The sequence below is a fragment of the Comamonas sp. B21-038 genome, from assembly GCF_022387135.1.
Lineage (GTDB): Bacteria > Pseudomonadota > Gammaproteobacteria > Burkholderiales > Burkholderiaceae_C > Comamonas > Comamonas sediminis.
This window is the reverse complement of the sequence record NZ_CP092462.1, coordinates 3,444,463-3,471,446: the sequence shown is the minus strand read 5'-3', so window position 1 is coordinate 3,471,446 and position 26,984 is coordinate 3,444,463. Positions and strand designations below refer to the sequence as shown.

The 26,984-nt window shown below is 63.4% G+C and carries 18 protein-coding genes; 4 read left to right on the top strand and 14 right to left on the bottom strand.

Annotation, left to right across the window (positions count from 1 at the left end; all coding sequences use genetic code 11):
• Nucleotides 1-60: 60 nt before the first annotated feature.
• Genes MJ205_RS16000 through MJ205_RS15990 form a run of 3 tightly spaced genes read left to right on the top strand, consistent with a single transcriptional unit; the run spans nt 61 to nt 4,354 of the window.
• Nucleotides 61-1,566, top strand: coding sequence for an NCS1 family nucleobase:cation symporter-1 (locus MJ205_RS16000; RefSeq protein WP_239809366.1), 1,506 nt, complete (start codon nt 61-63; stop codon nt 1,564-1,566).
• A gap of 48 nt (nt 1,567-1,614) precedes the next feature.
• Entirely contained in the window at nt 1,615-3,081 is a 1,467-nt protein-coding gene (gene hydA / locus MJ205_RS15995) for a dihydropyrimidinase (RefSeq protein WP_239809365.1), read from the top strand.
• 16 nt (nt 3,082-3,097) lie between these two features.
• Nucleotides 3,098-4,354 (top strand): Zn-dependent hydrolase, encoded by a 1,257-nt coding sequence (locus MJ205_RS15990; RefSeq protein WP_239809364.1) that lies wholly within the window; start codon nt 3,098-3,100, stop codon nt 4,352-4,354.
• 180 nt (nt 4,355-4,534) lie between these two features.
• Here MJ205_RS15990 and groL read toward each other — a convergent pair whose 3' ends face one another.
• The 13 genes from groL to MJ205_RS15925 form a co-directional block, all read right to left on the bottom strand.
• Nucleotides 4,535-6,178 (bottom strand): chaperonin GroEL, encoded by a 1,644-nt coding sequence (gene groL / locus MJ205_RS15985; protein ID WP_239809363.1) that lies wholly within the window; start codon nt 6,176-6,178, stop codon nt 4,535-4,537.
• Nucleotides 6,179-6,344: 166 nt separating this feature from the next.
• On the bottom strand, nt 6,345-6,635 hold the full coding sequence (locus MJ205_RS15980; protein WP_021025779.1) for a co-chaperone GroES: 291 nt from the start codon (nt 6,633-6,635) through the stop codon (nt 6,345-6,347).
• A gap of 359 nt (nt 6,636-6,994) precedes the next feature.
• Nucleotides 6,995-7,675 (bottom strand): TetR family transcriptional regulator C-terminal domain-containing protein, encoded by a 681-nt coding sequence (locus tag MJ205_RS15975; RefSeq protein ID WP_239809362.1) that lies wholly within the window; start codon nt 7,673-7,675, stop codon nt 6,995-6,997.
• Nucleotides 7,676-7,823: 148 nt separating this feature from the next.
• Entirely contained in the window at nt 7,824-8,714 is an 891-nt protein-coding gene (locus tag MJ205_RS15970; RefSeq protein ID WP_239809361.1) for a hypothetical protein, read from the bottom strand.
• A 195-nt stretch (nt 8,715-8,909) separates the two neighbouring features.
• The gene (locus tag MJ205_RS15965; RefSeq protein ID WP_239809360.1) at nt 8,910-10,019 is read right to left on the bottom strand and encodes a ribonucleotide-diphosphate reductase subunit beta; all 1,110 of its coding nucleotides are present in this window, start codon (nt 10,017-10,019) and stop codon (nt 8,910-8,912) included.
• Between the two features lie 60 nt (nt 10,020-10,079).
• Nucleotides 10,080-12,977, bottom strand: a complete 2,898-nt coding sequence (locus tag MJ205_RS15960) for a ribonucleoside-diphosphate reductase subunit alpha (protein WP_239809359.1) — start codon at nt 12,975-12,977, stop codon at nt 10,080-10,082.
• 396 nt (nt 12,978-13,373) lie between these two features.
• Complete coding sequence (gene ampD / locus MJ205_RS15955) at nt 13,374-13,988, bottom strand: 1,6-anhydro-N-acetylmuramyl-L-alanine amidase AmpD (RefSeq protein ID WP_239812766.1); 615 nt, start codon at nt 13,986-13,988, stop codon at nt 13,374-13,376.
• Nucleotides 13,989-14,019: 31 nt separating this feature from the next.
• The gene (locus tag MJ205_RS15950; RefSeq protein WP_239809358.1) at nt 14,020-15,549 is read right to left on the bottom strand and encodes a sigma-54-dependent transcriptional regulator; all 1,530 of its coding nucleotides are present in this window, start codon (nt 15,547-15,549) and stop codon (nt 14,020-14,022) included.
• Entirely contained in the window at nt 15,546-17,210 is a 1,665-nt protein-coding gene (locus MJ205_RS15945; RefSeq protein WP_239809357.1) for a two-component system sensor histidine kinase NtrB, read from the bottom strand. Before MJ205_RS15945 ends, MJ205_RS15950 begins: the two co-directional genes overlap by 4 nt.
• Nucleotides 17,211-17,246: 36 nt before the next feature.
• Nucleotides 17,247-17,480 carry a PP0621 family protein gene (locus MJ205_RS15940; RefSeq protein WP_239809356.1) on the bottom strand — a complete coding sequence of 78 codons (234 nt, stop codon included), beginning with the start codon at nt 17,478-17,480 and terminating at the stop codon, nt 17,247-17,249.
• Nucleotides 17,481-17,486: 6 nt separating this feature from the next.
• On the bottom strand, nt 17,487-18,293 hold the full coding sequence (locus tag MJ205_RS15935) for a cytochrome C assembly family protein (protein ID WP_239809355.1): 807 nt from the start codon (nt 18,291-18,293) through the stop codon (nt 17,487-17,489).
• Nucleotides 18,294-18,501: 208 nt separating this feature from the next.
• The gene (locus MJ205_RS15930) at nt 18,502-19,428 is read right to left on the bottom strand and encodes a diguanylate cyclase (RefSeq protein ID WP_239809354.1); all 927 of its coding nucleotides are present in this window, start codon (nt 19,426-19,428) and stop codon (nt 18,502-18,504) included.
• Nucleotides 19,429-19,474: 46 nt separating this feature from the next.
• The gene (locus MJ205_RS15925) at nt 19,475-23,344 is read right to left on the bottom strand and encodes a response regulator (RefSeq protein ID WP_239809353.1); all 3,870 of its coding nucleotides are present in this window, start codon (nt 23,342-23,344) and stop codon (nt 19,475-19,477) included.
• Between the two features lie 388 nt (nt 23,345-23,732).
• Between MJ205_RS15925 and ffh the strand changes: the two genes are divergently transcribed.
• Complete coding sequence (ffh, locus tag MJ205_RS15920) at nt 23,733-25,112, top strand: signal recognition particle protein (protein WP_239809352.1); 1,380 nt, start codon at nt 23,733-23,735, stop codon at nt 25,110-25,112.
• Between the two features lie 78 nt (nt 25,113-25,190).
• Here the strand turns inward: ffh and selD are convergent, their stop codons facing one another.
• Nucleotides 25,191-26,237 carry a selenide, water dikinase SelD gene (gene selD, locus MJ205_RS15915; protein WP_446715089.1) on the bottom strand — a complete coding sequence of 349 codons (1,047 nt, stop codon included), beginning with the start codon at nt 26,235-26,237 and terminating at the stop codon, nt 25,191-25,193.
• Between the last annotated feature and the right edge of the window lie 747 nt (nt 26,238-26,984).

Sequence of the window (26,984 nt, the reverse complement as noted above, 5' to 3'; positions counted from 1 at the left end):
CGCAAGGCTTTGGATTTGGATGCTTAGAACGTATTGATAACACCTCTCAAGGAGTGAGCAATGTCCCATGACGCGCAAGCAGGGGGTGCCACTGGCAGTGATGCCGGCGGCCTTTGGAACCACGACCTCGCACCCACGCAAGCTTCGCAGCGAACGTGGACGTGGTACCACTTCACGGCGTTGTGGATCGGCATGGTGATGTGCATTCCTGCCTACACCTTGGCAGCGAGCCTCGTAGAGGGCGGCATGTCGGCGTTCCAGGCGGTGATGACCGTGTTTCTGGCCAATGTGATCGTGCTGGTGCCGATGCTGCTGATCGGGCATGCGGGCGCCAAGTACGGCATCCCCTATGCGGTGCTGGCCCGCGCCTCGTTCGGCACCCAGGGCGCCAAGCTGCCTGCGGTGCTGCGCGCGCTGGTGGCCTGCGGCTGGTATGGCATCCAGACCTGGTTCGGCGGCCTGATGATCTACACCTTGCTCGGGGTGATCCTGGGCCATCCGCTGGAGAGCGAGAAGATCTCGTGGCTGGGCATCAACATTGCGCAGCTCGTCTGCTTTCTGGTGTTCTGGGCCATCCAGTTCTATTTTGTGGTGCATGGCATCGAGTCCATCCGCAAGCTCGAGACCTATACCGCGCCTGCCAAGATCGTGATCTGCTTTGTGCTGCTGTGGTGGGTGTATGACAAGGCGGGCGGCTTTGGCCCGATCCTGAGCAAGCCGTCGGCCTTTGCGCCCGGCGAAGCCAAGGCGGGCCAGTTCTGGAGCACCTTCTGGCCGTCGCTCACGGCCATGATTGGCTTCTGGGCCACGTTGGCGCTGAACATTCCGGACTTCACCCGCTTTGCCCGTTCGCAGCGGGACCAGGTGGTGGGCCAGGCGATTGGCCTGCCGGTGCCCATGGGTTTGCTCGCGGCCTTGGCGGTGATCGTCACGTCGGCCACCGTGGTCATCTATGGCAAGGCCTTGTGGGATCCGGTGGACGTGGCCGCGCGCATGACGGGCGCTGCAGTGCTGATCGCCCTCATCGTGCTGCTGGTGGATACGGTGAGTGTCAACCTCGCCGCCAATCTGGTGGGGCCTGCCTATGACTTTTCGGCGCTGAACCCCAAGCGCATCAGCTACCGCACCGGCGGCTACATCACCGTGGCGATTGCGATTTTGATGATGCCCTGGAAGATTCTGGAATCCACCCAGGGCTACATCTTCACCTGGCTGATCGGCTACTCCGCGCTGCTGGGCCCGATCGCCGGGATCCTGATGGTCGACTATTTCCTGATCCGCCGCACCCAGCTGGATGTGGAAGAGCTCTACCGCGAGGGCGGTAAATACAGTTACTCCGGCGGCTGGAACTGGGTGGCCGTTGCCGCCTTTGCCTGCGGTGTGGCGCCCAATATTCCGGGCTTTCTCAACGCCGCGTTTCCTGCCAGCTTCCCCAATGTGGGGGCCCTGTTCAAAGACCTGTACGCCTATGCCTGGTTCATAGGCCTGTTCATCGCCGCCGTGGTGTACCGCATCGGCATGGCCAGCCATGTGGCGGCTTCACAGGCCCTGCTGCGGCGCGCCTGAGCAGCAGCTGCCGCCCTTTCTGTGACCTGAATACCAAGGAGAGACATGATGAGCACAGCCAGCCACCCCCTTCTGATCCGAGGTGGTACCGTCGTCAATGCGGATCGTGAAGAGCGCGCCGATGTGCTGCTGGTGAACGGCAGGATTGCGGCCGTCGGTGAAGGGGCTGCGGCCCAGGCGCCGGCCGGCACCGAAACACTGGATGCCAGCGGCCAGTATGTGATGCCTGGCGGCATCGATCCGCACACGCATATGCAGTTGCCCTTCATGGGCACGGTGACGGCCGATGACTTTTTCACCGGAACCGCTGCGGGACTGGCCGGCGGCACCACCAGCATCATCGACTTTGTGATTCCCGCGCCCCAGGAGCCGCTGATGGAGGCCTACCGCAGGTGGCGCGGCTGGGCCGAGAAGTCGGCGGCCGACTACTCCTTCCATGTGGCGGTGACCTGGTGGAGCGACCAGGTGCGCGAGGACATGGGCGTGCTGGTGCGCGACGAGGGCATCAACAGTTTCAAGCACTTCATGGCCTACAAGAACGCCATCATGTGTGACGACGAAACGCTGGTGAACAGCTTCCGGCGCGCGCTGGAGCTGGGCGCGATGCCCACGGTGCATGCCGAAAACGGCGAGCTGGTGTACCTGCTGCAGCAGGAGGTGGCGCGCATGGGCATCACCGGCCCGGAAGGCCATCCGCTGTCGCGCCCGCCCATGGTGGAGGCCGAGGCCGCCAACCGGGCCATTGCGATTGCCGATGTGCTGGGCGTGCCCATCTATGTGGTGCATGTGAGCTGCATTGAGGCGGCAGATGCGATTGCCCGCGCCCGCGCGCGCGGCCAGCGCGTCTACGGCGAGGTGCTGGCTGGCCATTTGACGATCGACGACAGCGTCTACCGCCATCCCGACTACGCCACTGCCGCCGCCTATGTGATGAGCCCGCCGTTCCGCCCCAAGGAACACCAGGAAGCGCTGTGGCGTGGCCTGCAGGCCGGGCATCTGCACACCACGGCGACGGACCACTGCACCTTCTGCGCCGAGCAAAAGGCGGTGGGCCGGGACAATTTTGCCAAGACGCCCAATGGCACCGGCGGCGTCGAAGAGCGCATGGCCGTGGTCTGGGATGCGGGGGTGAACACCGGGCGTCTGACGCCCAGCGAGTTTGTGGCGGTCACCTCGGCCAATACGGCCAAGCTCTTCAACGTCTACCCGCGCAAGGGCTTTATCGGCGTGGGCGCCGATGCCGATGTGGTGCTCTGGGACCCCAAGGCCACGAAGACCTTGTCGGCCCAGACCCAGCATTCCAAGGGCGATTTCAACATCTTTGAAGGCCGGCAGGTGACGGGCTTGCCCAGCCACACCATCAGCCGAGGCCGGGTGGTGTACGCCAACGGCGACCTGCGGGCCGAGAAGGGCGCGGGCCAGTATTTCAAGCGCCCGGCTTTTGGCCCCAACTTCCAGGCGGTGCAAAAGCGTGCGCAAGAGACGGCGCCGACGGCCGTGGCGCGTGCGCAATGAAACAAGGAGATCGAGCATGGACACGAAAGTGAAGACCGATACCAGCCAGCTGCGCATCAATGGCAACCGGCTCTGGGCATCGCTGATGGAGCTGGCCCAGATTGGTGCGACGGCCAAAGGAGGCGTGTGCCGCCTTGCCTTGACCGACCTGGACCGCCAGGGGCGCGACCTGGTGACACGCTGGGCCAAGGAAGCGGGGATGACCGTCACCATCGACAAGATCGGCAATGGCTTCATGCGCCGCCCGGGCCGCAACAACAGCCTGCCGCCGATCATGACGGGCAGCCATATCGATACGCAGCCCACCGGCGGCAAGTTTGATGGCAATTATGGTGTGCTTGCCGGCATCGAGGTGGTGCGCACGCTCAACGACCATGGCATCGAGACCGAGGCGCCCATCGAGGTGGCCTTCTGGACCAACGAGGAGGGCTCGCGCTTTGTGCCGGTGATGATGGGTTCGGGCGTGTTTGCCAAGGCCTTCAGCCTGGAGCATGCCTATGCCGCCAAGGATACCGATGGCAAGAGCGTCAAGGACGAGCTGGAGCGCATCGGCTACATCGGCCCGCAGGAGCCGGGTGACCACCCGATTGGCTACTACTTTGAAACCCATATCGAGCAAGGCCCGGTGCTGGAGGACCATGACAAGACGATTGGCGTCGTGACCGGCGTGCTCGGCATCCGCTGGTATGACTGCACCGTCACCGGCATGGAGGCGCATGCCGGCCCCACGCCGATGGCGCTGCGCAAGGATGCGTTGCAGGTCGCCACCCAGGTGATGCAGGAAGTGGTGGCCTGCGCGCACCGCCACCCGCCGCACGGGCGCGGCACGGTCGGCATGGTGCATGTGCACCCCAACAGCCGCAACGTAATTCCGGGCGAGGTGAAATTCAGCATCGACCTGCGCAATGCCACCGATGCCGATTGCGAGGCGATGGACCAGGACATCCGCGCGGTGGCCCAGCGCATCAGCCAGGAGACCGGACTGCCGATCAGGATCGATCTGGTGTCCAGCTACACCGCGCAGCCCTTCAACCCCGATTGCATCGATGCCGTGCGGCGCGGCGCGCAGATGCTGGGTTATTCCCATATGGATGCCGTCTCGGGCGCGGGCCATGATGCCGTCTACATGGCGCGCCTGGCGCCCGCAGGCATGATCTTCATCCCCTGCAAGGATGGCATATCGCACAACGAGATCGAAGACGCCAAGCCCGAGCACATCACCGCAGGTTGCAATGTGCTGCTGCATGCGATGCTGGAGCGCGCCTGCCGCTGAGTCGGTGCAGAGGCGATAGCTGCAGTCGCCCCTTCACGCGGCGCTGCAGCTGTCCAAGGGCATCCTGGCCCTAGACGATAAAAAACCCGGCCACCTTGACGGTGCCGGGTTTTGGGTGTCTGGCACCCAGCCCGCAAGAGGTCTTGCAGGCTTGGCGGTGCGCTATGACAGCCGGGGCAATTACATGCCCATGCCGCCCATGCCACCCATGCCGCCCATGTCGGGCATCGCAGGAGCGGATTCAGCCTTGGGGGCTTCAGCGATCATGCACTCGGTGGTCAGCAGCAGCGAAGCCACGGACGCAGCGTTTTGCAGCGCGGTGCGGGTCACCTTGGTGGGGTCCAGGATACCCATTTCCAGCATGTCGCCGTAGGTGTCGTTGGCAGCGTTGAAGCCGAAGTTGCCATTGCCCTTGAGCACGGCATCGACCACCACCGATGGCTCGCCACCAGCGTTGGACACGATTTCGCGCAGAGGCGCTTCGATGGCCTTGAGCACCAGCTTGATACCGGCGTCCTGCTCGGCATTGCCGGTAGCCAGAGCGCCCACCGCTTGCTTGGCGCGCAGCAGCGCCACGCCACCGCCGGCCACGATGCCTTCTTCCACAGCAGCGCGGGTCGCGTGCAGCGCGTCTTCCACGCGGGCCTTCTTTTCCTTCATTTCGACTTCGGTGGCAGCGCCCACCTTGATCACGGCAACACCGCCGGCCAGCTTGGCCACGCGCTCTTGCAGCTTTTCACGGTCGTAGTCGGAGGTGGCTTCTTCGATCTGAGCGCGGATTTGCTTCACGCGGGCTTCGATTTCAGCAGCTTGGCCAGCACCGTCGATGATGGTGGTGTTTTCCTTGCCGATTTCGACGCGTTGGGCTTGGCCCAGGTCTTCCAGAGTCACCTTTTCCAGCGACAGGCCCACTTCTTCAGCGATCACCTTGCCGCCGGTCAGGATGGCGATGTCTTCCAGCATGGCCTTGCGGCGGTCGCCGAAGCCAGGAGCCTTCACAGCCACGACCTTCAGGATGCCACGGATGGTGTTGACCACCAGGGTTGCCAGTGCTTCGCCTTCGACGTCTTCTGCAATGATCAGCAGCGGACGGCCGGCCTTGGCCACGGCTTCCAGCGTAGGCAGCAGGTCACGGATGTTGCTGATCTTCTTGTCGAACAGCAGCACGAAGGGGTTGTCCAGGATCGCGGCTTGCTTTTCTGGGTTGTTGATGAAGTAGGGCGACAGGTAGCCACGGTCGAACTGCATGCCTTCAACGACGTCGAGTTCGTTGTCCAGCGACTTGCCTTCTTCGACGGTGATCACGCCTTCCTTGCCGACCTTGTCCATCGCGTCAGCAATGATCTTGCCCACGGATTCGTCGGAGTTGGCGGAGATCGAACCGACTTGGGCGATTTCCTTGGAGGTGGTGGTGGCCTTGGATTGCTTCTTCAGCTCTTCCACCAGCGCAGCGACAGCCTTGTCGATACCGCGCTTGAGGTCCATGGGGTTCAGGCCGGCGGCCACGTACTTGGAGCCTTCTCGCACGATGGCTTGGGCCAGCACGGTAGCGGTCGTGGTGCCGTCACCAGCGATGTCGTTGGTCTTGGAAGCCACTTCCTTCACGAGCTGGGCGCCCATGTTCTGCAGCTTGTCCTTGAGTTCCACTTCCTTGGCCACGGACACACCGTCCTTGGTCACGGTAGGGGCGCCGAACGAACGCTCGAGCACCACGTTGCGGCCCTTGGGGCCCAGGGTCACTTTGACGGCGTTAGCCAGAATGTTCACGCCTTCAACCATGCGTGCACGTGCTTCACCGCCGAATACTACGTCTTTTGCTGCCATTTTTGGCTCCTAAATACTTGAAAACTTGAAATGAGAATGAATGCTCGGGAAAAAGCGTAGCGAGCAGGTGTCAGGCTAGGCGCATGGAGCACAGCAACCGGAACGTACTTGGGTACGTGAGGATTGCGAGCACCGCGCAACGACGCATGACGCCTGCGCAGTAGCTTTATTTCTCTACGACAGCGAACAGGTCTTCTTCCTTCATGACCAGCAGTTCATTGCCGTCCACCTTGACCGATTGGCCGGAGTACTTGCCGAACAGCACGCGGTCGCCGACCTTCACGCCCAACGTGATGGACTCGCCCTTGTCGTTCTTCTTGCCTGGGCCAACCGCCAGCACTTCGCCTTGGTCTGGCTTTTCAGCAGCGTTGTCGGGGATGTAGATGCCCGAAGCGGTCTTGGTTTCGTTTTCCAGACGCTTAACGATCACGCGATCGTGCAGAGGACGCAGGTTCATAACAACTCCTTCAATTTCAATACCAGGTTGGATGAAAGATGGCCCGGCAGCCGCCGCGCCAAATACGCAAAAATTTTTGAGAAGCGGTGGTTTTAGCACTCTACCCCTTCGAGTGCTAATAATAAGGTCATTTGATGACAGTTCAAGACTGCGGGGGTGAAAAATTCGTGGCGGACGCGTTGCCTGTTCACGAACCCTCACTGCGGAAATGACGCAAGCGGCGATAGATGCTTGGCGTCTTGCTATCAAAATGGATGCAGTGCAGGCGGTGGGCCGATGCAGCGCAGCGCCCCCGGGCCGCGATATCTGCGCGGTGCCGAGCCTCTTGGTGGCACAGCCTGCAAGCTGCCAGCAGCGGCTCAGCCGGGCAGGTCAATCTTGAGCGTGGCCGACAGCATCTGCACCAGCAGGGTCTCGGCCTGGGCGAAATCACCAGCATCGAGCGCCGCTTTGTCCTGCAGCAATGCAAACTGGGTTTGCTGGTCGACATAGCCTTGGGTGATGGCCCAGATGCTGAACATCAGGTGCTGGAAGTTGACCGGCGCAATCAGGCCTAGGCCTGCCCAATGCGTGAACGCCGCCACATTGGCCGCCAGCAATGGTGCGATGCGTTCGCGCACTGCGGAGGCGGCAAATGGCGCACCGGCAATCATCTCCTTGGTGAACAACTGGCTGCCGAAAGGGCGGGTACGCGCGAACTCGAACTTCTCACGGATGTACTGGCGGATCTGCTGCGCCGGGTCTCCATCCTTGGACAGGCCCGTCATATGGCCCAGCCAGTCATCGATCACCGATACCAGCACGGCCTGGTACAGCGCCTCTTTGCTGGGGTAGTAGTACAGCAGGTTGTGGCGGCTGAAGCCGGCGTCCTGTGCGATCTGCTCCAGCGGTGCACCTTCAAAACCCAGCAACGCGAAATGCCGCTCTGCCGAGCCCAGGATCATGTCAATCTTGCGCAGGCGGGCTGCACTGGGTTTGCGCGCCATCGCTGCAGTGGCAACTTGCGCGTGGGCTTGCGGTGTCGGAAGGGCATCATTCATGAGCCCGTATTGTCTGGCATTTGGGAGGCCTTGCAGCCAGACATGAATAGCGCTGCACCGCAGACAAGAAAAAAGGCAACGCATCGCGTTGCCTTGCTGACCAAGCAGTGCCTTGCGGCACCCGGGCATATTGCCCGGCTTGGTTTTCTTATTGTGGGCGGCTGTTGGTCGGGAAAGGCCATGCAGCATTGGTGCTGAGCACGGTCTTGACGGGCTCTGCAGCAGCAGGCGCAGCAGCAGCTGGGGCCTTGGCAGGAGCGGCAGCCTTCTTGGCGGGAGCGGCCTTCTTGGCAGGTGCTGGAGCCTTGGCAGGAGCAGCAGCCTTCTTGGCGGGTGCGGGAGCCTTGGCAGGAGCAGCGGCCTTCTTCGCAGGAGCCGCAGCCTTCTTGGCGGGAGCAGCGGCCTTCTTCGCAGGAGCAGCAGCCTTCTTGGCGGGAGCAGCGGCCTTCTTCGCAGGAGCGGCAGCCTTCTTCGCAGGAGCAGCGGCCTTCTTGGCTGGAGCGGCAGCCTTCTTCGCAGGAGCAGCGGCCTTCTTCGCAGGAGCTGCGGCCTTCTTCGCAGGAGCAGCGGCCTTCTTCGCAGGAGCAGCAGCCTTCTTCGCAGGAGCAGCGGCCTTCTTCGCAGGAGCTGCAGCCTTCTTGGCAGGAGCAGCGGCCTTCTTCGCAGGAGCTGCAGCCTTCTTGGCTGGAGCTGCGGCCTTCTTTGCCGGAGCGGCAGCCTTCTTCGCAGGAGCTGCGGCCTTCTTGGCCGGAGCAGCAGCCTTCTTGGCTGGAGCGGCAGCCTTCTTCACGGCAGTCTTGGCGGCTGCGGTGGATTTGGTTGCGGGCTTGGCGGCGGTCTTCTTTGCGGCGGCTGGCTTAGCAGCTGCCTTTTTGGCAACGGCCTTGGCAGCAGGCTTTGCAGCTGCCTTGGTGGCGGCTGGCTTGGCAGCGGCCTTTGGCTTTGCAGCAGCCTTGGGGGCGGCTGCCTTGGTTGCGGCTGCCTTCTTGGCAGTTGCCTTGGTGTCAGCAGTTTTCTTGCTTGCTTTGGACGTTGCCATGCTCTTCTCCTTCGGGTCAATTTAGAAAGCAGACTTCATGCCTGATTGAATTCGACACGAAGTTTTGATAGCAAACTGAATTGTGCATCAGCTGCTAGCAACTGGCATAGTGCAAACCTCAATAAAGACGCCAAATTTCACAGTTTTCTCTCAGGAAAACCACATTCTGACGGGGTTTGCACATCAAGGTCGGCGTCAATCCCAGGAAAGCGCGCCGCCGGACTGGTATTCGATGACGCGGGTCTCAAAGAAATTTCTCTCTTTTTTCAGGTCGATCATCTCGCTCATCCACGGGAACGGATTGTCCTCGTTGGGGTACAACGCATCGAGGCCGATCTGCGTTGCGCGGCGGTTGGCGATGTAGCGCAGGTAGCCTTTGAACATCGCTGCGTTCATGCCCAGCACACCTCTGGGCATCGTGTCTTCTGCGTATTGATATTCAAGTTCGACTGCTTGAATAAACAAGGCCTTGATCTCGTCCTTGAATGCAGCAGTCCAGAGGTCGGGGTTCTCCAGCTTGAGCTGGTTGATCAGGTCGATGCCGAAGTTGCAGTGCATCGACTCGTCGCGCAGGATGTACTGGTACTGCTCGGCCGCGCCGGTCATCTTGTTCTGCCGGCCCAGCGCCAGGATCTGCGTGAAGCCCACATAGAAGAACAGGCCCTCCATCAGACAGGCAAACACGATCAGGCTTTTGAGCAAGGTCTGGTCCGTCTGCGAGGTGCCGGTCTGGAAGTTGGGGTCCATGATCGCGTCGATGAACGGGATCAGGAAAGCATCCTTGTTGCGGATCGAGGGGACCTCGTTGTAGGCGTTGAAGATCTCGGATTCATCCAGCCCGAGCGACTCCACGATGTACTGGTAGGCATGGGTGTGGATGGCTTCCTCGAATGCCTGGCGCAGCAGAAACTGGCGGCACTCCGGCGCGGTGATATGGCGGTAGGTGCCCAGCACGATGTTGTTGGCGGCCAGCGAATCGGCCGTGACGAAAAAGCCCAGGTTGCGCTTGACGATGCGGCGCTCGTCCTCGGTCAGGCCATTTGGGGATTTCCACAGCGCGATGTCGCGCGTCATGTTGACCTCTTGTGGCATCCAGTGGTTGGCACAGGTAGCCAGGTATTTCTCCCAGGCCCATTTGTATTTGAACGGCACCAGCTGGTTGACATCGGTCTTGGCGTTGATGATGCGCTTGTCGGCGGCGTTGACCCGCTTGAACATCGCTGCAGGTGGTGGTGCAGCGGGCAGCGCAGCAGTGGCTGCGAGCGGCGCCAACGCGTCGATGGAATCTTCTTCAAAGCTCAGCATGGGTGGTGCGCTCCTAGTGGGGGCCGGTGTGGTGGTTCAGGTTCGGACGATGTGCGGGAGTCACTGGCAGGCTTCGCAGCCGGGGTCATCCATGGCGCAAAAGCGGATGTCGGTGCCGGGCGCGGCGGGCTGGGCAGCGGCGGCGGCTGCCACCGCTTGGGCTGCGGGCGCGGCATGGCTGCTGGGCACGGCATTGAGTACGCGGCTTTGGATGGTGGACTTTTCAGCCTGCGTGGCGCTGGTGGTGCGCAGGTAGTACGTGGTCTTGAGGCCGCGCACCCAGGCGAGCTTGTAGGCATCGTCGAGTTTCTTGCCAGATGCCCCTGCCATATAGATATTGAGGCTCTGCGCCTGGTCTATCCATTTCTGCCGCCGCGAGGCCGCTTCCACCAGCCAGACGGGATCGACTTCAAAGGCCGTGGCATACAGAGCCTTGAGCGCATGGGGCACGCGGTCGATGGGGCGCAGCGAGCCCTCAAAATGCTTGAGGTCCATCACCATCACGTCGTCCCACAGGCCCAGCTTCTTGAGGTCGCGCACCAGGTACTGGTTTATCACGGTGAACTCACCCGAGAGGTTGGACTTGACCGACAGGTTGCCAAACGAGGGTTCGATGGAGGCATCGACACCGACGATGTTGGAGATCGTGGCGGTGGGTGCGATGGCCACGCAGTTGGAATTGCGCATGCCGTCCTGCGCGATCTTGCGGCGCAGTGCTTCCCAGTCCAGCTGCATGCTGCGGTCCACCTGGACATAGTCGGCATGGCCTCGGGCCTGGGCGAGCAGGTCCAGCGTGTCCAGCGGCAGAATGCCCTGGCTCCACAGCGAGCCAGGGTAGCTGCTGTAGACACCGCGCTCGCGCGCCAGCTCGGTCGATGCCCAATAGGCGTAGTAGCAAACCGCCTCCATCGAGGTGTCGGCAAACTGCACCGCCGCATCGCTGGCGTAGGGGATGTGCAATTGGTAGAGGCTGTCTTGGAAGGCCATGATGCCCAGACCCACCGGGCGGTGGCGCAGGTTGGAGTCGCGCGCCTTGTCCACCGCGTAGTAGTTGATGTCGATGACGTTGTCGAGCATGCGCATGGCCGTGGCGACGGTGCGCTTGAGCTTGTCATGGTCCAGTGCCAGGCCGCCTTGCCCGTCATCCTTCAGGTGGCGCGCCAGGTTGACCGAGCCCAGGTTGCAGACGGCGGTTTCCGTGTCGCTGGTGTTGAGCGTGATCTCGGTGCAGAGGTTGGAGGAGTGCACGACGCCCGCATGCTGCTGTGGCGAGCGCAGGTTGCAGGCATCCTTGAAGGTGATCCAGGGGTGGCCGGTCTCGAACAGCATGGACAGCATCTTGCGCCACAGATCGACCGCCGGCAGCGTCTTGCTCAGCGCCAGTTCGCCGGTCGCCGCCTGGGCCTCGTAAGCGGTGTAGGCCCGCTCGAAATCCTTGCCAAAGCGGTCGTGCAGGTCAGGAACGTCCGAGGGTGAGAACAGGGTCCAGGTCCCTTTTTCCATGACCCGTCGCATGAACAGGTCGGGAATCCAGTTGGCGGTGTTCATGTCATGGGTGCGGCGGCGGTCATCACCGGTGTTCTTGCGCAGCTCCAGAAACTCCTCGATGTCCAGGTGCCAGGTCTCCAGGTAGGCGCAGACGGCGCCTTTGCGCTTGCCGCCCTGGTTGACGGCGACGGCCGTGTCGTTGACCACCTTGAGAAAAGGCACCACGCCCTGCGACTCACCATTGGTGCCCTTGATGCGGGCACCCATCGCACGCACGGGGGTCCAGTCATTGCCCAGGCCCCCGGCAAACTTGGACAGCAGCGCGTTTTCGCGGATCGCATCGTAGATGCCGCCCAGGTCATCGGCCACCGTGGTCAGATAGCAGGACGACAGCTGCGAGCGCAAGGTGCCGCTGTTGAACAGGGTGGGGGTGGACGACATGAAGTCGAACGACGAGAGCAGGTCATAGAACGCAATGGCCCTTGCATTGCGGTCGTCCTCCTTCAGTGCCAGGCCCATGGCCACGCGCATGAAGAAAGCCTGGGGCAGCTCGATGCGCTGCTTGCGCACATGCAGGAAATAGCGGTCGTACAGGGTCTGCAGCCCCAGGTAGTCAAACTGCAGATCGCGCGCGGGCTGGAGGGCTGCGGCCAGGCGCGGCAGGTCGAAGTCCAGCATCTCGGGCGCGAGCAGTTCATGCGCGATACCTTGCGCGACAAAGCCGGGGAAGTAGCTGCGGTAGGCCGCGCCCATGTCGGCACTGCTGACATCCTGGCCGATCACTTCGCGCGTGATGGTGTGCAGCAGCAGGCGCGCGGTGACAAAGCTGTAGTCGGGGTCTTTTTCAATCAAGGTGCGCGCTGCCAGGATCGATGCCTTGAACACCTCGTCCATCGGAACGCCGTCGTAGAGATTGCGCAGGGTCTCGCTGAGGATCGGTGCTGGGTCGACGTCCTGGCCCAGCCCCTGGCATGCGGCCGCAATGCGGTCATGAAGTTTTTTGACGTCGAGCAGCACCGGCTGGCCCCGGTCCTGCACATGCAGGCTGGCATGGGCGGGTGTGTGCTGGGCCTGCAACTGCGCGCGCTCCTGGTTGCGGCGCTCGCGGTACAGCACGTAGGCCCGCGCGACCTCGTGGTTGCCGCCACGCATCAGACCCAGCTCCACCTGGTCCTGCACATCTTCGATGTGAAAAGTGCCGCCGCTGGGGCGCGAGCGCATCAGGGCGCGTACCACCGTGTGGGTCAGGTTCTCGACCACTTCGCGAACGCTGGCCGATGCCGAGCCCTGGCTGCCATGGACGGCCAGGAAGGCCTTCATGATGGCGGTGGTGATCTTTGCAGGCTCGAAGGGGACAACTGCGCCGTTGCGCCGCATGATCTGGTAGTCCGGCAGTACGGTGAATCCATCCAGGGTGCGCGAGCTGGTGGCCGGTGCGGCCTGTAGCTCGGAAAGCGAAGCAGCGCTCATGATGTCCTCTCAGTGGGTGCAAAAAACCGGAGAAACAGCGCTGTGGTATGCCGGTATCACCAAGCCTCTGGAAACCGCATCACACTACATGTAGTGTTTTCTTGAGCGCTGGACACTACCTGTAGTGTATGGGGCATTGCGCATTTTGTGTGCAGGGGCTGTCGCCATGCTGTGCAGCAAAACAGCGGCAACTGCGCATGGCGTCGTCATTTGGGCATGCAAACCACCGCTGTGCGTGTGTTGCGGGGCGATCCCCGTTGCGAGCCTGCGCAAAACGGGGCCAGCGCACAGAAAAAATAATTTTTCAAACAGGAGAAAATCCCACATTTCGCAGGCGTCTGGGCCTGCAAAAATGCCAACGCGCGGCGAAAAAGGGCCTCTGCACCGATGGCAGATCTACAGCCCGATGGATGGTGGAAACATCGCGGCAGGCCAGTCCAGTTCCTGCTGCAGGCGGGGCCAGGAAAAGCCGGGGCCGGGATCGTTCTTGCGGCCGGGCGCGATGTGTTCGTGGCCGGCGATATAGGCAATCGCATACTGCGCGCGGATCTGCTGGCACAGCTGCACCAGGCTCTGGTACTGCGCCGGCTCGAAGGTCTCGCCCTCCAGGCCTTCGAGTTCGATGCCGATGGAGTCGTCATTGCAGCGCGGCCGCCCGCGCCAGAACGACTGGCCGGCATGCCAGGCGCGTTCGTCGGCACTGACAAATTGCCACACGGCCCCTTCGCGGGTGATGAAGAAATGCGAGGAGACCTGCAGCCCGCGGATGGTCTGGAAGTACGGGTGCGCATCCCAGTCGAGCTGGTTGGTGAACAGGCGCTGCACATCGCCCGTGCCGTAGATGCCCGGTGGCAGGCTGATCGAGTGGACGACGATCAGATCGGTGCAGGCGCCGCCGGGGCGGGGCCCGAAGTTGGGCGAGGGGCACGGCGTGGCCGTGCGCAGCCAACCTTGGTGCCAGAGCGCGGCATGCGCCGCCGCCGGGGGGCGGGCGTCCGCGCCGGGCGGCATCTCGGGCAGGTCTTGGGGCATGGCGTCAGTCCTAGGGCTGTATCCCATCGCTGGGATCGTGGATCTGCAGCCGTTCCATGCGGTAGCGGATCTGGCGCAGGCTGATGCCCAGCCGGTTGGCGGCGGCTGTGCGGTTGAAGCCGAACTCCTGCAGCGCACGCACGAGGATATCGCGCTCGATGGCATCGAGCCAGGCCTGCAGATCGGCTGGCAGATCCTGCGGAAGGGGAAAGCGCTCGCCGTGGGCCGGTAGCGCCGAGGGGAGGGGCGGTGCTGCGGCCACCCGTGGCGCGGCGGGCGCCAGGTAGGCAGGGGTCTGCTCGGCAGCGATGCTCTGAACTGCAGCGTTCGCAGGCCCCCCGGAGCGCGCAGGCTCGATATGCAGAAACGGCCCGTCACTCAGCGCGACAGAGCGCAGCAGCAGGTTCTCCAGTTCGCGCACGTTGCCCGGCAGTGCGTGGCCGGCAAGCGCTTGCAAGGCCTCCGGGCCGAGCTGGGGCACCGGCTGGCCGCTTTCGTGGGCAATGCGCGCAAGCAGCACCTCGCACAGCACCGGCAGATCCTCGCGGCGCTCGCGCAGTGGCGGGATGAAGATATCGATGACGTTGAGGCGGTAGTACAGGTCCTGGCGGAACCGCCCTGCCTGCACATCGGCGGCCAGGTCGCGGTGGGTGGCGCTGACGATGCGCACATCGACGGCTTCCTCCTGCTGGGCACCCAGCGGCCGCACCTTGCGCTCCTGGATCGCCCGCAGGAGCTTGGCCTGCATCGCTAGCGGCAGCTCGCCGATTTCGTCGAGGAAGAGCGTGCCACCATGGGCGGCCTGGAAAAAGCCGTCGCGGTCCTGGTTGGCGCCCGTATAGGCCCCTTTGCGGGCTCCAAAGAATTCGGCTTCGAGCAGGTTTTCAGGGATGGCGCCGCAGTTGACCGCCACCATCGGGCCACTGGCGCGCTGGCTGCGGCGGTGCAGCGACTGGGCCACCAGCTCCTTGCCGGTGCCCGACTCGCCGCGCACCAGAATGGGTGCCATGCTGCCGGCCACCTTGGCAATGCGCTCGCGCACCTGCTGCATGACCAGCGAGGGGCCAATCAGTTCGCGCTGCGAAGCGTCTTGCGGCAATGGGGGCGTGCCCGGCTGCGCCGGCGCTTGAAAAGCGGCCTGCGACGGGGCTTGTGCAGGCGCATCCTGCAGGCCCTGGCTGGCCGATGCCACCACCTGGCGGAACTGCTTGAGATCGACCGGCTTGGTCAGGTAGTCAAATGCCCCCTCGCGCAATGCCGCGACCGCGTTGTCGGCCGAGCCGTAAGCGGTCATCACGATGGCGCGCTCGCTGCGGCTTTGGCGGCGCAGGTCCTGCAGCAGCTCCATGCCCAAGCCGTCGGGCAGGCGCATGTCGGTGATCAGAATCTCGAAGCGGCGCTGTTGCAGCTGGGCGCGCGCTTCCTGCACCGAGCCCGCCGTAAAGACCCGGTAGCCTTCACGCAGCAGGGTCAGCTCGTAAAGCGTTCGGAGGTCGGGCTCGTCGTCCACGACCAGAACAGTGGTGTTTTCAAAACTCATGCCTGGTGGATCAATTCAGTCTGCAGGGGGTGCGCAGGGCTGGCGGCGCGGCGAAACTGCACGATGAAGGCATTGCCCTGTGCCAGCTCGGGCAGCGCTGCGCTCTGCCTTTCATAGCGGATCATAGCGCCATGGCGGGTGCACAGTTCGCGGCAGATGTAGAGGCCCAGGCCGCTGGAGCGGCTCTCGGATGAGAAGAAGGGCTCGAACAGGTGTTTCTCGATCGTCGGCTCGATCGGCGCGCCATCGCTCCAGACCACCAAGGTGGTGGTGCCCGTCAGGCTGCTGTGGGTGCCCACGCGCAGCGAGCCCGCATGCGCGCTGCGATAGCGCTGGCCGTTGTTGAGCAGGTTGTAGAGCAGCTGGCGCAGGTGACCGGTATCAAAGGCCACCAGGCTGTCATCGGCGTCCAGCGCCAGCGCCAAGGTATGCGCAGCAGGGGCCAGCGACATCCAGTCGTGGCAGATCTGCAGCACGGTCTCGTTGAGGGCGACGGATTCTCCGTCGCCTGGCTGGATCTGGTTGTGCACGCGCGCGATGTCCAGAATGTCTTCGGCAATGCGGCCCAGGCGCTGGGCATTTTGCTCGACCATGTAGGTCAGGCGTTTCTGGCCCGGGTCGGTCAGCTCCTCGTCCAGCAGTGCATTGGCCTGGGTGATGGCGGTCAGCGGGTTGCGGATTTCATGGGCGACAGCGGCCGACATGCGGCCCATGGCCGCCATTTTTTCCGTCCGCAGACGCGCTTCAATTTCGCGCAGATCATGCAGAAACACCAGGCACAGGGGGTCGTTGTCATGGCTGCCGATGCTGCCGAAGGTCGGCAGCGGGTGCGTCAACCACGTGCGCACATGCAGGCCGATCGGCGCGGTCTGTGGCGCCGTGAGCGCCAGATCCTGTGACAGAGGTTTTTGCCCGGCAAAGGTCTGGGTGACCTGTTCCACCACTGCCCGCCAGGCTGGCAACTGGGCCAGCTCCAGCGGCAGATGGGGATGGCCGAGCAAGGCCATCGCGGCGGGGTTGGCAATACGCACCTGCAGGGCCTGGTCGGCCACCAGCACGCCATCGGGCAGATTCTGCAGGATCAGTGCATTGATCTGCTCTTGCTGGTTGGCCGCAGCGGCATTGCGCAAGCCGTGCAAGGTTTCGCGCTCCACCCGCGAGGCGAGCAGACGCACAAGAATGCCCACCAGAAAATAGGCAGCGCCTGCCAGCCCGGCCTGCACGGTGTTCTGTGTCGCATCGAGTTCAAACACCGAGGTGCGGAAGCTCAGGGATTCGACAATCAGGAAGATCGTGATGTAGGCGCAGCTGCCCAAGGTCACCAGCCAGCCGCCCAAGGTGCCGGCAAACAGCACGGCCAGGCCAAACATCGGCGTCAGCGTGTAGGTGCCGGTCTTCGTCACTTCGAGCAGCGAGATCAGCAGCAGGTCCATGCCCACCGTCGGCAGCCAGGCATAGACGCGGCGCTGCGGAGGTGGTTTGTGGCTGAGCGCGGCGTACAGCATCGCCGAGACGCCGTAGGTACCCAGCAGCGCCAGTTGCGACAGCAGCGGGCCCGATAGCACCGGCGTGATAGCCATCGCCCCAAGCGCCAGCAGCAGCGCGACAAATACGCGGGCCACCAGATAGCCGCGCCACAGGCGCTTGAATGGGGTTTCCATCAACTCCAGCGCTGCCATGGTGGAAGCGCCCAACGCTCAGCGCCGGCCAGGCGGCACGGCCTGGGCAAGATGGGCTTGTGAGCAGTAATGCGCGCCCTGGTAGCTGATCGCATCGGACTGGGGCAGATGCACGCCGCAGTGGGCGCAGTGCACCATGGGTTCGGGCTTGGCCAGCCCTTTCTTGGGCGGTGGGGGCATGTTCTTGACCCATTGGCTGCGCCACATGTGCCAGCCCACGGCCAGCACCAGCAATACCAGCAAATATTTCATGGTGGCTCAGTGTTTCAAGATGACTTCAAGGACAAAGCGCGAGCCCACATAGGCCAGCAGCAGCAAGGTGGCGCCCACATAGAGCATGTTGACAGCGCGCTGTCCGCGCCAGCCAAAGCGCTTGCGGCCCACCAGCAGCACGGCAAAGGTCAGCCAGGCCAGCAGCGAAAACACCGACTTGTGGTTCCATACCCAGGCCTTGCCGTACAGCGCTTCGCCAAACCACCAGCCCGCGAGCAGGGTCGCCGACAGCAGGATGAAACCCGCCGTGACAAAGCGGAATGTCAGCCGCTCCAATGCCAGCAGCGGCAGCCCGCCATCGTGGCTGCCATCCTGGCGCATCTGGCGCTCGGCCCGGGTCATCAGTGCGGCGTGGACCACGGCGGCAGCAAACAGGCCATAGGAGGCGATGCCCAGTGCCAGGTGCAGCGGCAGCCACGGCGAGGCATTGACATGCAAGGGGCTGCCGGGGAACACGCCGGCCAGCAGCACGGCGATGCAGCCCATCGCCGACAGCGGCCAGCGCGAGCGCAACTGGGGGTAGAGCTGCTGCTCGACCACGTAGACCGTGAGCACCAGCCAGGCAGTCACCGACAGGGCCGGCGCAAAGCCGAAGTGGGGCGTGTCGCCCATCAGGCTCCAGGCAATCGCTGCCAGATGCAGCGCCCAGGCCGCGCGCAAGCCCAGCCGTGCGCTGGACTCCTGCAGGCGTCGGGCCGCAAGTGCGGGAATGGCGTAGGCAATGGCTGCTGCAATGGCCAGCGCCCAGCCGATGGGGCTGGTGCTGGCTGCGGCAATGGCGGGAGAGAGCATGCCCGCTATCATAGCGGCGGCAGAAACCCTGTGCGGCCTGCGCCTGCGGCAGCGCCTGTCAATCCACCGGCTATTGCAAGCAGTGGCAGGCAGTGGCTGGCGATCACGAGTGGCCGCGGTCGGCGCCGCCCGCGCGCAGCACGCGCCACAGACAATCTCGGCGGCGTCGTTCTCCCCGCCGGCGTCGCGTGGGTGCCGCCACGGGCTGCTAGAGGCCGATACTGGTCGCGCAGACGCGGTTGCGGCCATGGGTTTTGGCGTCGTACAGCAGCTCATCGGCGCGCCGCAGGCAGTCTTCCATGCTGTCGGCAGGGCCGCAGTGCACGGTCAGCACGCCGCAGCTGACGGTCAGCGCTGGCGCGGTCGTCGACGCTGCATGGGCAATGGCCATGGCCTGCACCTCCTGGCGAAAGCGCTCCACCACCTCCAACGCATCGGCGTGGCCGGGCAGGATCAGCGCAAACTCTTCGCCGCCGAAGCGGGCGGCCAGATCATAGGGTCGGCGGGCATGGCGTGCCAAGGTGCCCGCCACCTGCTTGAGCGCCTCATCGCCCTGCACGTGGCCGTAGTGGTCGTTGTACAGCTTGAAGTGATCAATATCGATCAGTGCCAGGCCCAGCGGGTCGTTTCTGCGCAGGCACATGCGGTGGCAGCGCTGCAGCATGTCGTCAAAATGCCGGCGGTTGGCCAGATTGGTGAGTCCGTCGACCTGGGCCAGGCGCTGCAGCGCCTGGCGTTGCAGCGCCAGATCGATCTGGTTGCGCACCCGCACGCTGACGACGGCCGGGCGTATCGGCTTGGAGACGTAGTCGGCCGCGCCCAGGCGCAGTCCGTACTCCTCGGCAGCGGCATCGCTTTGGCCGGTGATGAAGATGATGGCGATACCGGCAGTCGCTTCCTGTTTGCGCAGCTGCGTCAACACCTCGTAACCATTCATGCCGGGCATGCTCACATCCAGCAGCACCAGCAGCAGGCGGTGTGACTCGCGCGCGGCAATCGTCAACGCGCTGGGGCCGTCCTTGGCCAGCAGTACGCGGTACTGCTGGCCCAGCAGCTCCGCGAGCATGGAGCGGTTGACGCGCTCGTCATCCACAATCAGGATGGTGGGTTGGTCGTTATCGGGCTCGGCTTGCATGGTGCGTGATCCAAAAACTCAATCTCAATAGCGCAGACGAAGGCGCTCAGGGCAAAATCTGTTCCAGACGCTCGATCGCGGCGAGCGCAGCATCGGCATCGAGGTCCTCGACATGCTGCAGGATTTGCTGCAGCAAAGGCGTCCAGCGGGCGGCAGGGCTGGCGCCGAGCATGCGCTCGAGTTCGCTGACTGCTGCGTAATCCCCATCGGCAACCAGGCGTTTGAGGTGCTGGAGATCCTGGCGCAAAGTGGTGGCCGGTGCAGGGTGGGGAGTTGGGGCCTCCTCCGCCGCCGGCGCAGGCGCGGCGGCTGGGCTGTGGCGTGTGGCCAGGCCCTGCAGCAAGGTCTGCAGCTGCGCCGCAAACTCCGTGGTCTCGGCGTGCAGCCTGGGATCGGGTGGGGCAGAGGAGGGTGGCTGTTGTGCCTGCTCCCGGGCCTGGTTTTCAATGGACTCGGCCGCTTGCACCAGTGCTGCTGCATCGAGGTAACCGAGCGCGCCCTTGAGCGAGTGGGCCAGCATCGACAGCGGCTGCCATGCCGACTGCTGCGCATGCAGCACCAGGGTGTGGGGGGCGTCCGCAAAATCGCGGTAAAAGCCCGCCAGCACCCGTTCTACCCGCTCGGCATTTCCTTGAAAGCGCTGCAGCATCTTGGCGTGGTTGAGCCCCGAGGGCGCGACGAAGCGGGCTTCATCGCGCAGGAACTCGGACTCTGGCGCATCCAGGTCGCCGCCCTGGCTGCCGGGGCCTGCGATCCATTCGGTCAGCGTTTCGTACAGCTTGCGCTCATCGATGGGCTTGGTCAGGTGCGCGTTCATGCCCGCCTCTTCGATGGCGCTGCGGTCTTCGACACGGGCCTGCGCGGTCAGCGCAATCACCGGAAGCTGCTGCAGATGGGGGAGCTGGCGCAGTGCGCGCGTAGCGTCCAGCCCGTCCATCTGGGGCATGTGAACGTCCATCAGCACGGCATCGTAGCGGTGGTGTTCCAGCATGCTGAGCGCCTCGGCACCGTTGGTGGCCAGGCTCACCTGCACGCCCACCAGGCTGAGAAAATCGGCCGCAACCTCGCGGTTCAGCGCATTGTCATCCACGACCAGCACGTTTTTACCGCGCAGGTCCGGATACAGCTGGGAAAGGTCGGCATGCAGGCTCTGAGGATGGGCCGCCGGCTCGGACAGTGCGCGCCGCGAGACGCCGCCGCCTTGCGACTGCAAGGCTTCCAGGATGGCATTGAACAGTACCGATTGCGTGACGGGCTTGATCAGCAGACCTTGCAGGCGCAAGGCCTCGGCCTTGCGCATCACCTCATCGCGGCCGTAGGCGGTCACCATCAGCACCGCAGGGGTGGCGGACAGGTGCTCTTCCTCGCGAATGCGGCGGGCGACCTCCAGTCCGTCCATGCCCGGCATGCGCCAGTCCATCAGTACCAGGCCATAGGGGGTGCCGACGCGAGAGGCGAGCTGCAGATCGGACAGCGCCTGCTCGCCCGAGTCCACCGTATCGGCCCGCATGCCGAAGCCGCGCACCATCTCGGCCAGGATGTCACGTGCGCTGGCATTGTCGTCAACGATCAGCACGCGGTCCACCGGCGTGCCATGGTAGCGGGCCGGCTTGGGGGCTTGCTGGGCCTGTGCGGTCTGCAGCTGCACCGAGAAGTAAAAGGTGCTGCCCAGACCCGGGCTGCTCTCGACCTTGAGCTCGCCGCCCATCTGGCCGACCAGGCGCTGGCAGATCGCCAGCCCCAGACCCGATCCGCCATAGCGCCGCGTGGTCTGGCTGTCGGCTTGTGAAAACGGGCGGAAAAGCTGGCTCATCTGCGCGGCGCTCATGCCGATACCGGTGTCCTTGACGGTCACCTCCAGGCCGATCTTGCCCGGTGCCAGCGGCCGGTTGCCGGCAGCTGCGGTGGTGCGGATGCTGATCACCACCTCGCCCAGGTGCGTGAATTTGATGGCGTTGCTCACCAGGTTGTTGAGCACCTGGCTCAGGCGCAGCGGGTCACCGCTCAGCTGCCGGGGCACATCGGGAGCGACCGAATACACCACCTCGATGCCTTTTTCCTCGGCGCGCAATGTGGTGACCGCCGACACGGTCTCCAGTACATCGTCGAGCGCAAACTCCACATTCTCCAAGGTGAGCATGCCCGCTTCGATCTTGGAAAAATCCAGGATGTCATTGATGACCGACAGCAGCGCATTGGCCGACAGCTCGACCTTTTCCAGGTAGTTGCGCTGCTTGGGCAGCAGCGGGGTCTGCTGGATCAGGCGCGTCATGCCGATGACCGTGTTCATCGGGGTGCGGATCTCATGGCTCATCGTGGCCAGGAACTCGGACTTGGCGCGTTCGGCGGCCTCGGCCATCTCCTTGGCTTTTTGCAGCGCCAGTTCGGCCTCACGCTCGCGCGTGATGTCGAGCATGATGCCGTCCCAGACCGTGCCGGACTCCTGGCGGCTGGGCGCCGAGCGGCAGCGCAACCAACGCAGGCCGCCATCGGGCCGGATGATGCGGAAGCTGCAATCAAACAGGCTCAGGCGCTCCAGCGCCTCGCGCTGCTGCTGCCGGTACATGGCCAGATCGGCCGGGTGGATGGTCCGGGTATAGGCGGCGTTGTCGGCCATGATCGCCTGAGCGCTGACGCCGATCAGCTTTTCAATGCCGGCGCTGATATAGCTCATGCGCAGGCTGGCGGACGTTGCCTCGACCCGGTAGATCGCCCCGCTGGGCAGGTTGTCGGCCAGCGCTTCAAGCCGCTGGCGCGCCTGCTCGCGCTCCGACAGATCCTGCAAGGTGCCGCTGAGGCTGACGATGCGGCCGCTGCCGTCATAGTCGGCCTGGCCCAGAATGCTGGCGGGGAACTGGCCGCCGTCGGGGGTGTAATGCGTCACGTCGAGGCGGTACGGCTGGCCGGTCTGGGCGCACTGGGCAATGGCCGCCGTGACCTTGGCATAGTCCTGCGGCGGCATCATCTGGGCAATGTTGTCCTGTGTCAGCTTGGGCCCCTGCGGGTCCAGGCCATTCATCTCGTACATCATCTCCGAGGCTTCAATCTCACCGCTGGCCAGGTCCAGGGTCCAGCTGCCGATGCGAGAGAGCCGCTCTGCGCGGCGCAGCGAGTCATAGCTCTTGCGCAGCTGGCTTTCGGACTCGCGCATCTGCGTCATGTCGCGCGATATGCCCAACAGCCCGATCACCTCGCCATGCTCATTGCGGTACTGGCTTTTGATGGACTGGAAGCTGAGCTTGCGGCCTTCTATCAGCGCATGTGACTCCGAGACCAACGGCGTGGTGGTGCGGTACACCGCGGCATCGTCCTCCGCGAAGTTGTTGCGGCCCCCCAGGATTTCGGCATCGGTCTTGCCGATGAGGCCGCCGGGCGGCACCTGGGCAATAGCTTCGGCGGCCGGATTGGCGAACACATAGCGGCCCTGCCGATCCTTGACAAAGACGATATCCGAGGTGCCCCGCATCACCGCGTCGAGCAGGTCTGTCGACTGACGCCATTGCTGCGTGCTTTTTTCGACCTGCTGCTCCAGCGCGGCATGGAGCAATTGAATTTCCTGGTCGCGGCGCACCCGCTCGGTGATGTCGTGCGCGATCGTGAAAAAGCGCTTCTCGCCATCGACCAGCTGGCAGGTAATGTGCACTTCGACCGGAAAGCAGGAACCGTCCTTGCGTTGGTGGGTGTTGGTGACGACCTTGCGTGCGCCTGGCTCCATCTTCTGCCACCGCGCCTGCAACTCCGACGCCGAGGCGTCGAGGGCAAAATCGGCCACGTTCATCGCCATCAACTCGGCCATGCTGTAGCCCATCTCCCGGTAGGCTTGGGCATTGACATCCAGGATCCGGCCTTGCACATCGGTCACGAAGAAGGCGTCCGAAAAATGGTCTAGCAAGTGGCGATACGGCGTATCTGGCATCGGTGGTCCTGGTCAAAGAAAGCGCCACCTGGGGGTGGCGGGCAGGGCATGGGGCATGGCGGGCCACCCTGCAACGGCCATGTGGGCAAGCGGCGGCTCGTCAGACATTGTCGTGCCTGCAGGCAGGCCTGGGCGCAAGCTCAGAGCCTAAATTCGTTTGGCACTTCCCGGGCAAAGATTTGACTATGGTCGGGGACGGGTCATAGTTTCTTGCGCTGCCCAGCAGCCCGGGAGCCCCGCCACCGGGCCTGCCGGGGGCAAGCGGGTAGAATCAAAGGTTTGCAGGGCTGTGGGTTACAGCCCCTGGCGCCAGCCCTCTGCGCCCGGCCACCGGGTATCTGCATGACTGCGGCGCCGCCTTTGCCACGATTACTCAAGACTCCACCCTATGGCTTCCGCACTGACCGATAAACTCTCGCGCCTCGTCAAGGAAATGCGTGGCCAGGCCCGTATCACCGAATCCAACGTCCAGGACATGTTGCGCGAAGTGCGCATGGCCCTGCTGGAGGCGGATGTGGCCTTGCCCGTGGTGCGCGATTTCATTGCCCGTGTCAAGGAAAAAGCGCTGGGCCAGGAAGTGCTGGGCAGCCTCAAGCCAGGCCAGACCCTGGTGTCGATCGTCAACAAGGAGCTCGCCGCCACAATGGGCGAAGGCGTGGCCGACATCAACCTGCAGGCCCAGCCGCCTGCGGTGATCCTGATGGCCGGCCTGCAAGGTGCTGGCAAGACGACCACCACGGCCAAGCTGGCCAAGCACCTGATCGAGCGGCGCAAGAAGAAGGTGCTCACCGTCTCCGGTGACGTGTACCGCCCTGCGGCGATCGAGCAGCTCAAGACCGTGACCCAGCAAGCCGGTGCCGAATGGTTCCCCAGCACCCCCGACCAAAAGCCGTTGGATATTGCCAACGCTGCGCTGGATTACGCCAAGAAGCATTACTTCGATGTACTGCTGGTCGATACGGCCGGCCGGCTGGCGATCGATGAAGTGCTGATGACCGAAATCCAGCAGTTGCACAGCGCCCTGAAGCCGGTCGAGACCTTGTTCGTCGTCGATGCCATGCAGGGCCAGGATGCGATCAATACCGCCAAGGCCTTCAAGGAAGCCTTGCCGCTGACCGGCATTGTGCTGACCAAGCTTGACGGTGACTCGCGCGGCGGTGCAGCGCTGTCGGTGCGCCAGATCACCGGTGCGCCGATCAAGTTCGCCGGCGTGTCCGAGAAGATCGACGGCCTGGAAGTGTTCGATGCCGAGCGCCATGCACAGCGCGTGCTGGGCATGGGCGACATCGTCGCGCTGGTCGAGCAGGTCTCCAAGGGTGTGGACCTGCAGGCGGCCCAGAAGATGGCCGAGAAGATCAAGTCCGGCGACGGCTTCGACCTCAACGACTTCCTCGGCCAGCTCCAGCAGATGAAGCAGATGGGCGGTCTGTCGACGTTGATGGACAAGCTCCCTTCCGAGCTGGCTGGCAAGGCCGGTCAGGTCGACATGGACAAGGCCGAGCGCGAGGTGCGCCGCAAGGAAGGCATCATCTGCTCGATGACGCCCTTTGAGCGCTCCAAGCCCGAACTCATCAAGGCCACGCGCAAGAAGCGCATTGCAGCGGGCGCTGGCGTGCAGGTGCAGGAGGTCAACCGCCTGCTCAACGAGTTTGGCCAGATGCAGCAGATGATGAAGAAGATGAAGGGTGGCGGCCTGATGAAGATGATGAAGAAGATGGGCGGCATGAAAGGCATGATGGGCGGCGGCATGCCCAAGCTGCCGTTCTAAGCGCACCTGGGCTTCCAGCGCTGCTCCTACAACAACGCCTGCGCACCGCAGGCGTTGTTGTATCCAGCGGGCGCGGAGTTAGGACACCACGACCTGGGCCTCGCCCGCCTGCATATGGCCGACCACGCAGGCGTCGCCAAAGCCCTGGGTTTTGAAGATGTCCAGCACCTGGCCAACAGCATCCGGGGTGCAGGAGACCAGCAGGCCACCGGAGGTTTGCGGATCGGTCAGCAGGCTGCGCATCGCGTCGGTCACCTGCGCATCCAGCGCCACATGGCTGCCGTAGGACGCCCAATTGCGGCCCGATGCGCCGGTCACCACACCTTGCCGGGCCAGGTCCAGCACGCCGGGCAGCAGCGGCAGCGCCTGGCTGTCGATCACGGCCGTCAGCTGCGCGCCCCGTGCCAGCTCCAGCGTATGGCCCAGCAAACCAAAGCCGGTGACGTCCGTCAGCGCATGCACATCGGCCAGCTGCGCCAGCGCTGCACCGGGCCGGTTAAGCTGGGTGGTGGTGCGCACCATGCTGGCGTAGGCACTGTCGCTGAGCAGGCCTTTTTTCAGCGCGGCCGATTGGATGCCGACGCCGATGGCCTTGCCCAGGATCAGCACGTCGCCCGCCTGGGCATCGCGGTTGCGCTTGAGCTGCGCGGGGTTGACGATGCCGATGCCCACCAGGCCATAGATAGGCTCGACCGAGTCGATGGAGTGGCCGCCGGCCAGCGGGATGCCGGCATCGCGGCAGACCGATTCGCCGCCTTCCAGAATCTTGGCGATGACTTCATGGGGCAGCACATTGATCGGCATGCCGACAATGGCCAGCGCCATCAGCGGCGTGCCGCCCATCGCGTAGATATCCGACAGTGCATTGGTCGCGGCAATGCGGCCAAAGTCATAGGGGTCGTCCACGATGGGCATGAAGAAGTCAGTGGTCGCGACAATCGCCTGCGTGTCGTTGATCTGGTAGACCGCCGCGTCGTCTGCCGTCTCGGTGCCCACCAGCAAAGGTGCATAGAACTGTTTGGGTACCGCGCTACGGCTCATCAAATCAGCCAGCACCCCGGGTGCGATCTTGCAGCCGCAGCCACCGCCATGCGACAGCGAGGTCAGGCGCGGCGAGGCGGACAGGGGCGTGGTGGGGGCATTCATACAGACATCCTCAAGGGTTACAGACTAGCGGGCAAGGCGCCGCCGCCGATGGCGGCCCACCATTATCGGCGCGTTGGCTGGCGGGCGTGGGTTGTGCTGTTTTGCCGGGAGCAAGAAGATCAAACGGGACTGCGGAGGGCGACTACTTTTTGAACTCTTTCCTTCAGGCCAAATTGGCAAGCATCTCGTAGAGCTTGTGTATTTGAGCTCTCGGCCAAATCCTGATCGGGCGCGGAGTTCAACGAACGTCGTTTGGCTTCTATAAAACTGAGAATTTTTCCAAGGCTGTGGATTTCAGTTTTCGTTTCGGTGTTTATTCAGCGGGCTGATGACGATCTGGAACCGGAACACTTCTCGCTGCATAGCAAACTTAGCCGTGGTGCGGCAACGATGCCATTGCCCTAGCACTCTCAAGACTTTATTTGCCTGTGTGAAGACAGCCTCGTTCCGAACGCGTTGAATATTTCCTTTTCGATGAACTGGTATCTGCCTCGGACGTGGGTTGATGCTAGCTTTTTGAATCGCTACCGACTGCCCAGCTAACGCGTGGTCCAAAGCCATCCTCGCATTCAAATTTGTTTACATTTCACTTCTACATAAGCAGAAATTTAGGAAAGTCAGTGTTTGATAGCTTTAATAAGGAGTTCCAAACAAAGTCGCTTCAAAATGTATCACATATTCTGGTATGCGATTTATTTCTAAATGTATCATTGAGCCGAAAGTGGT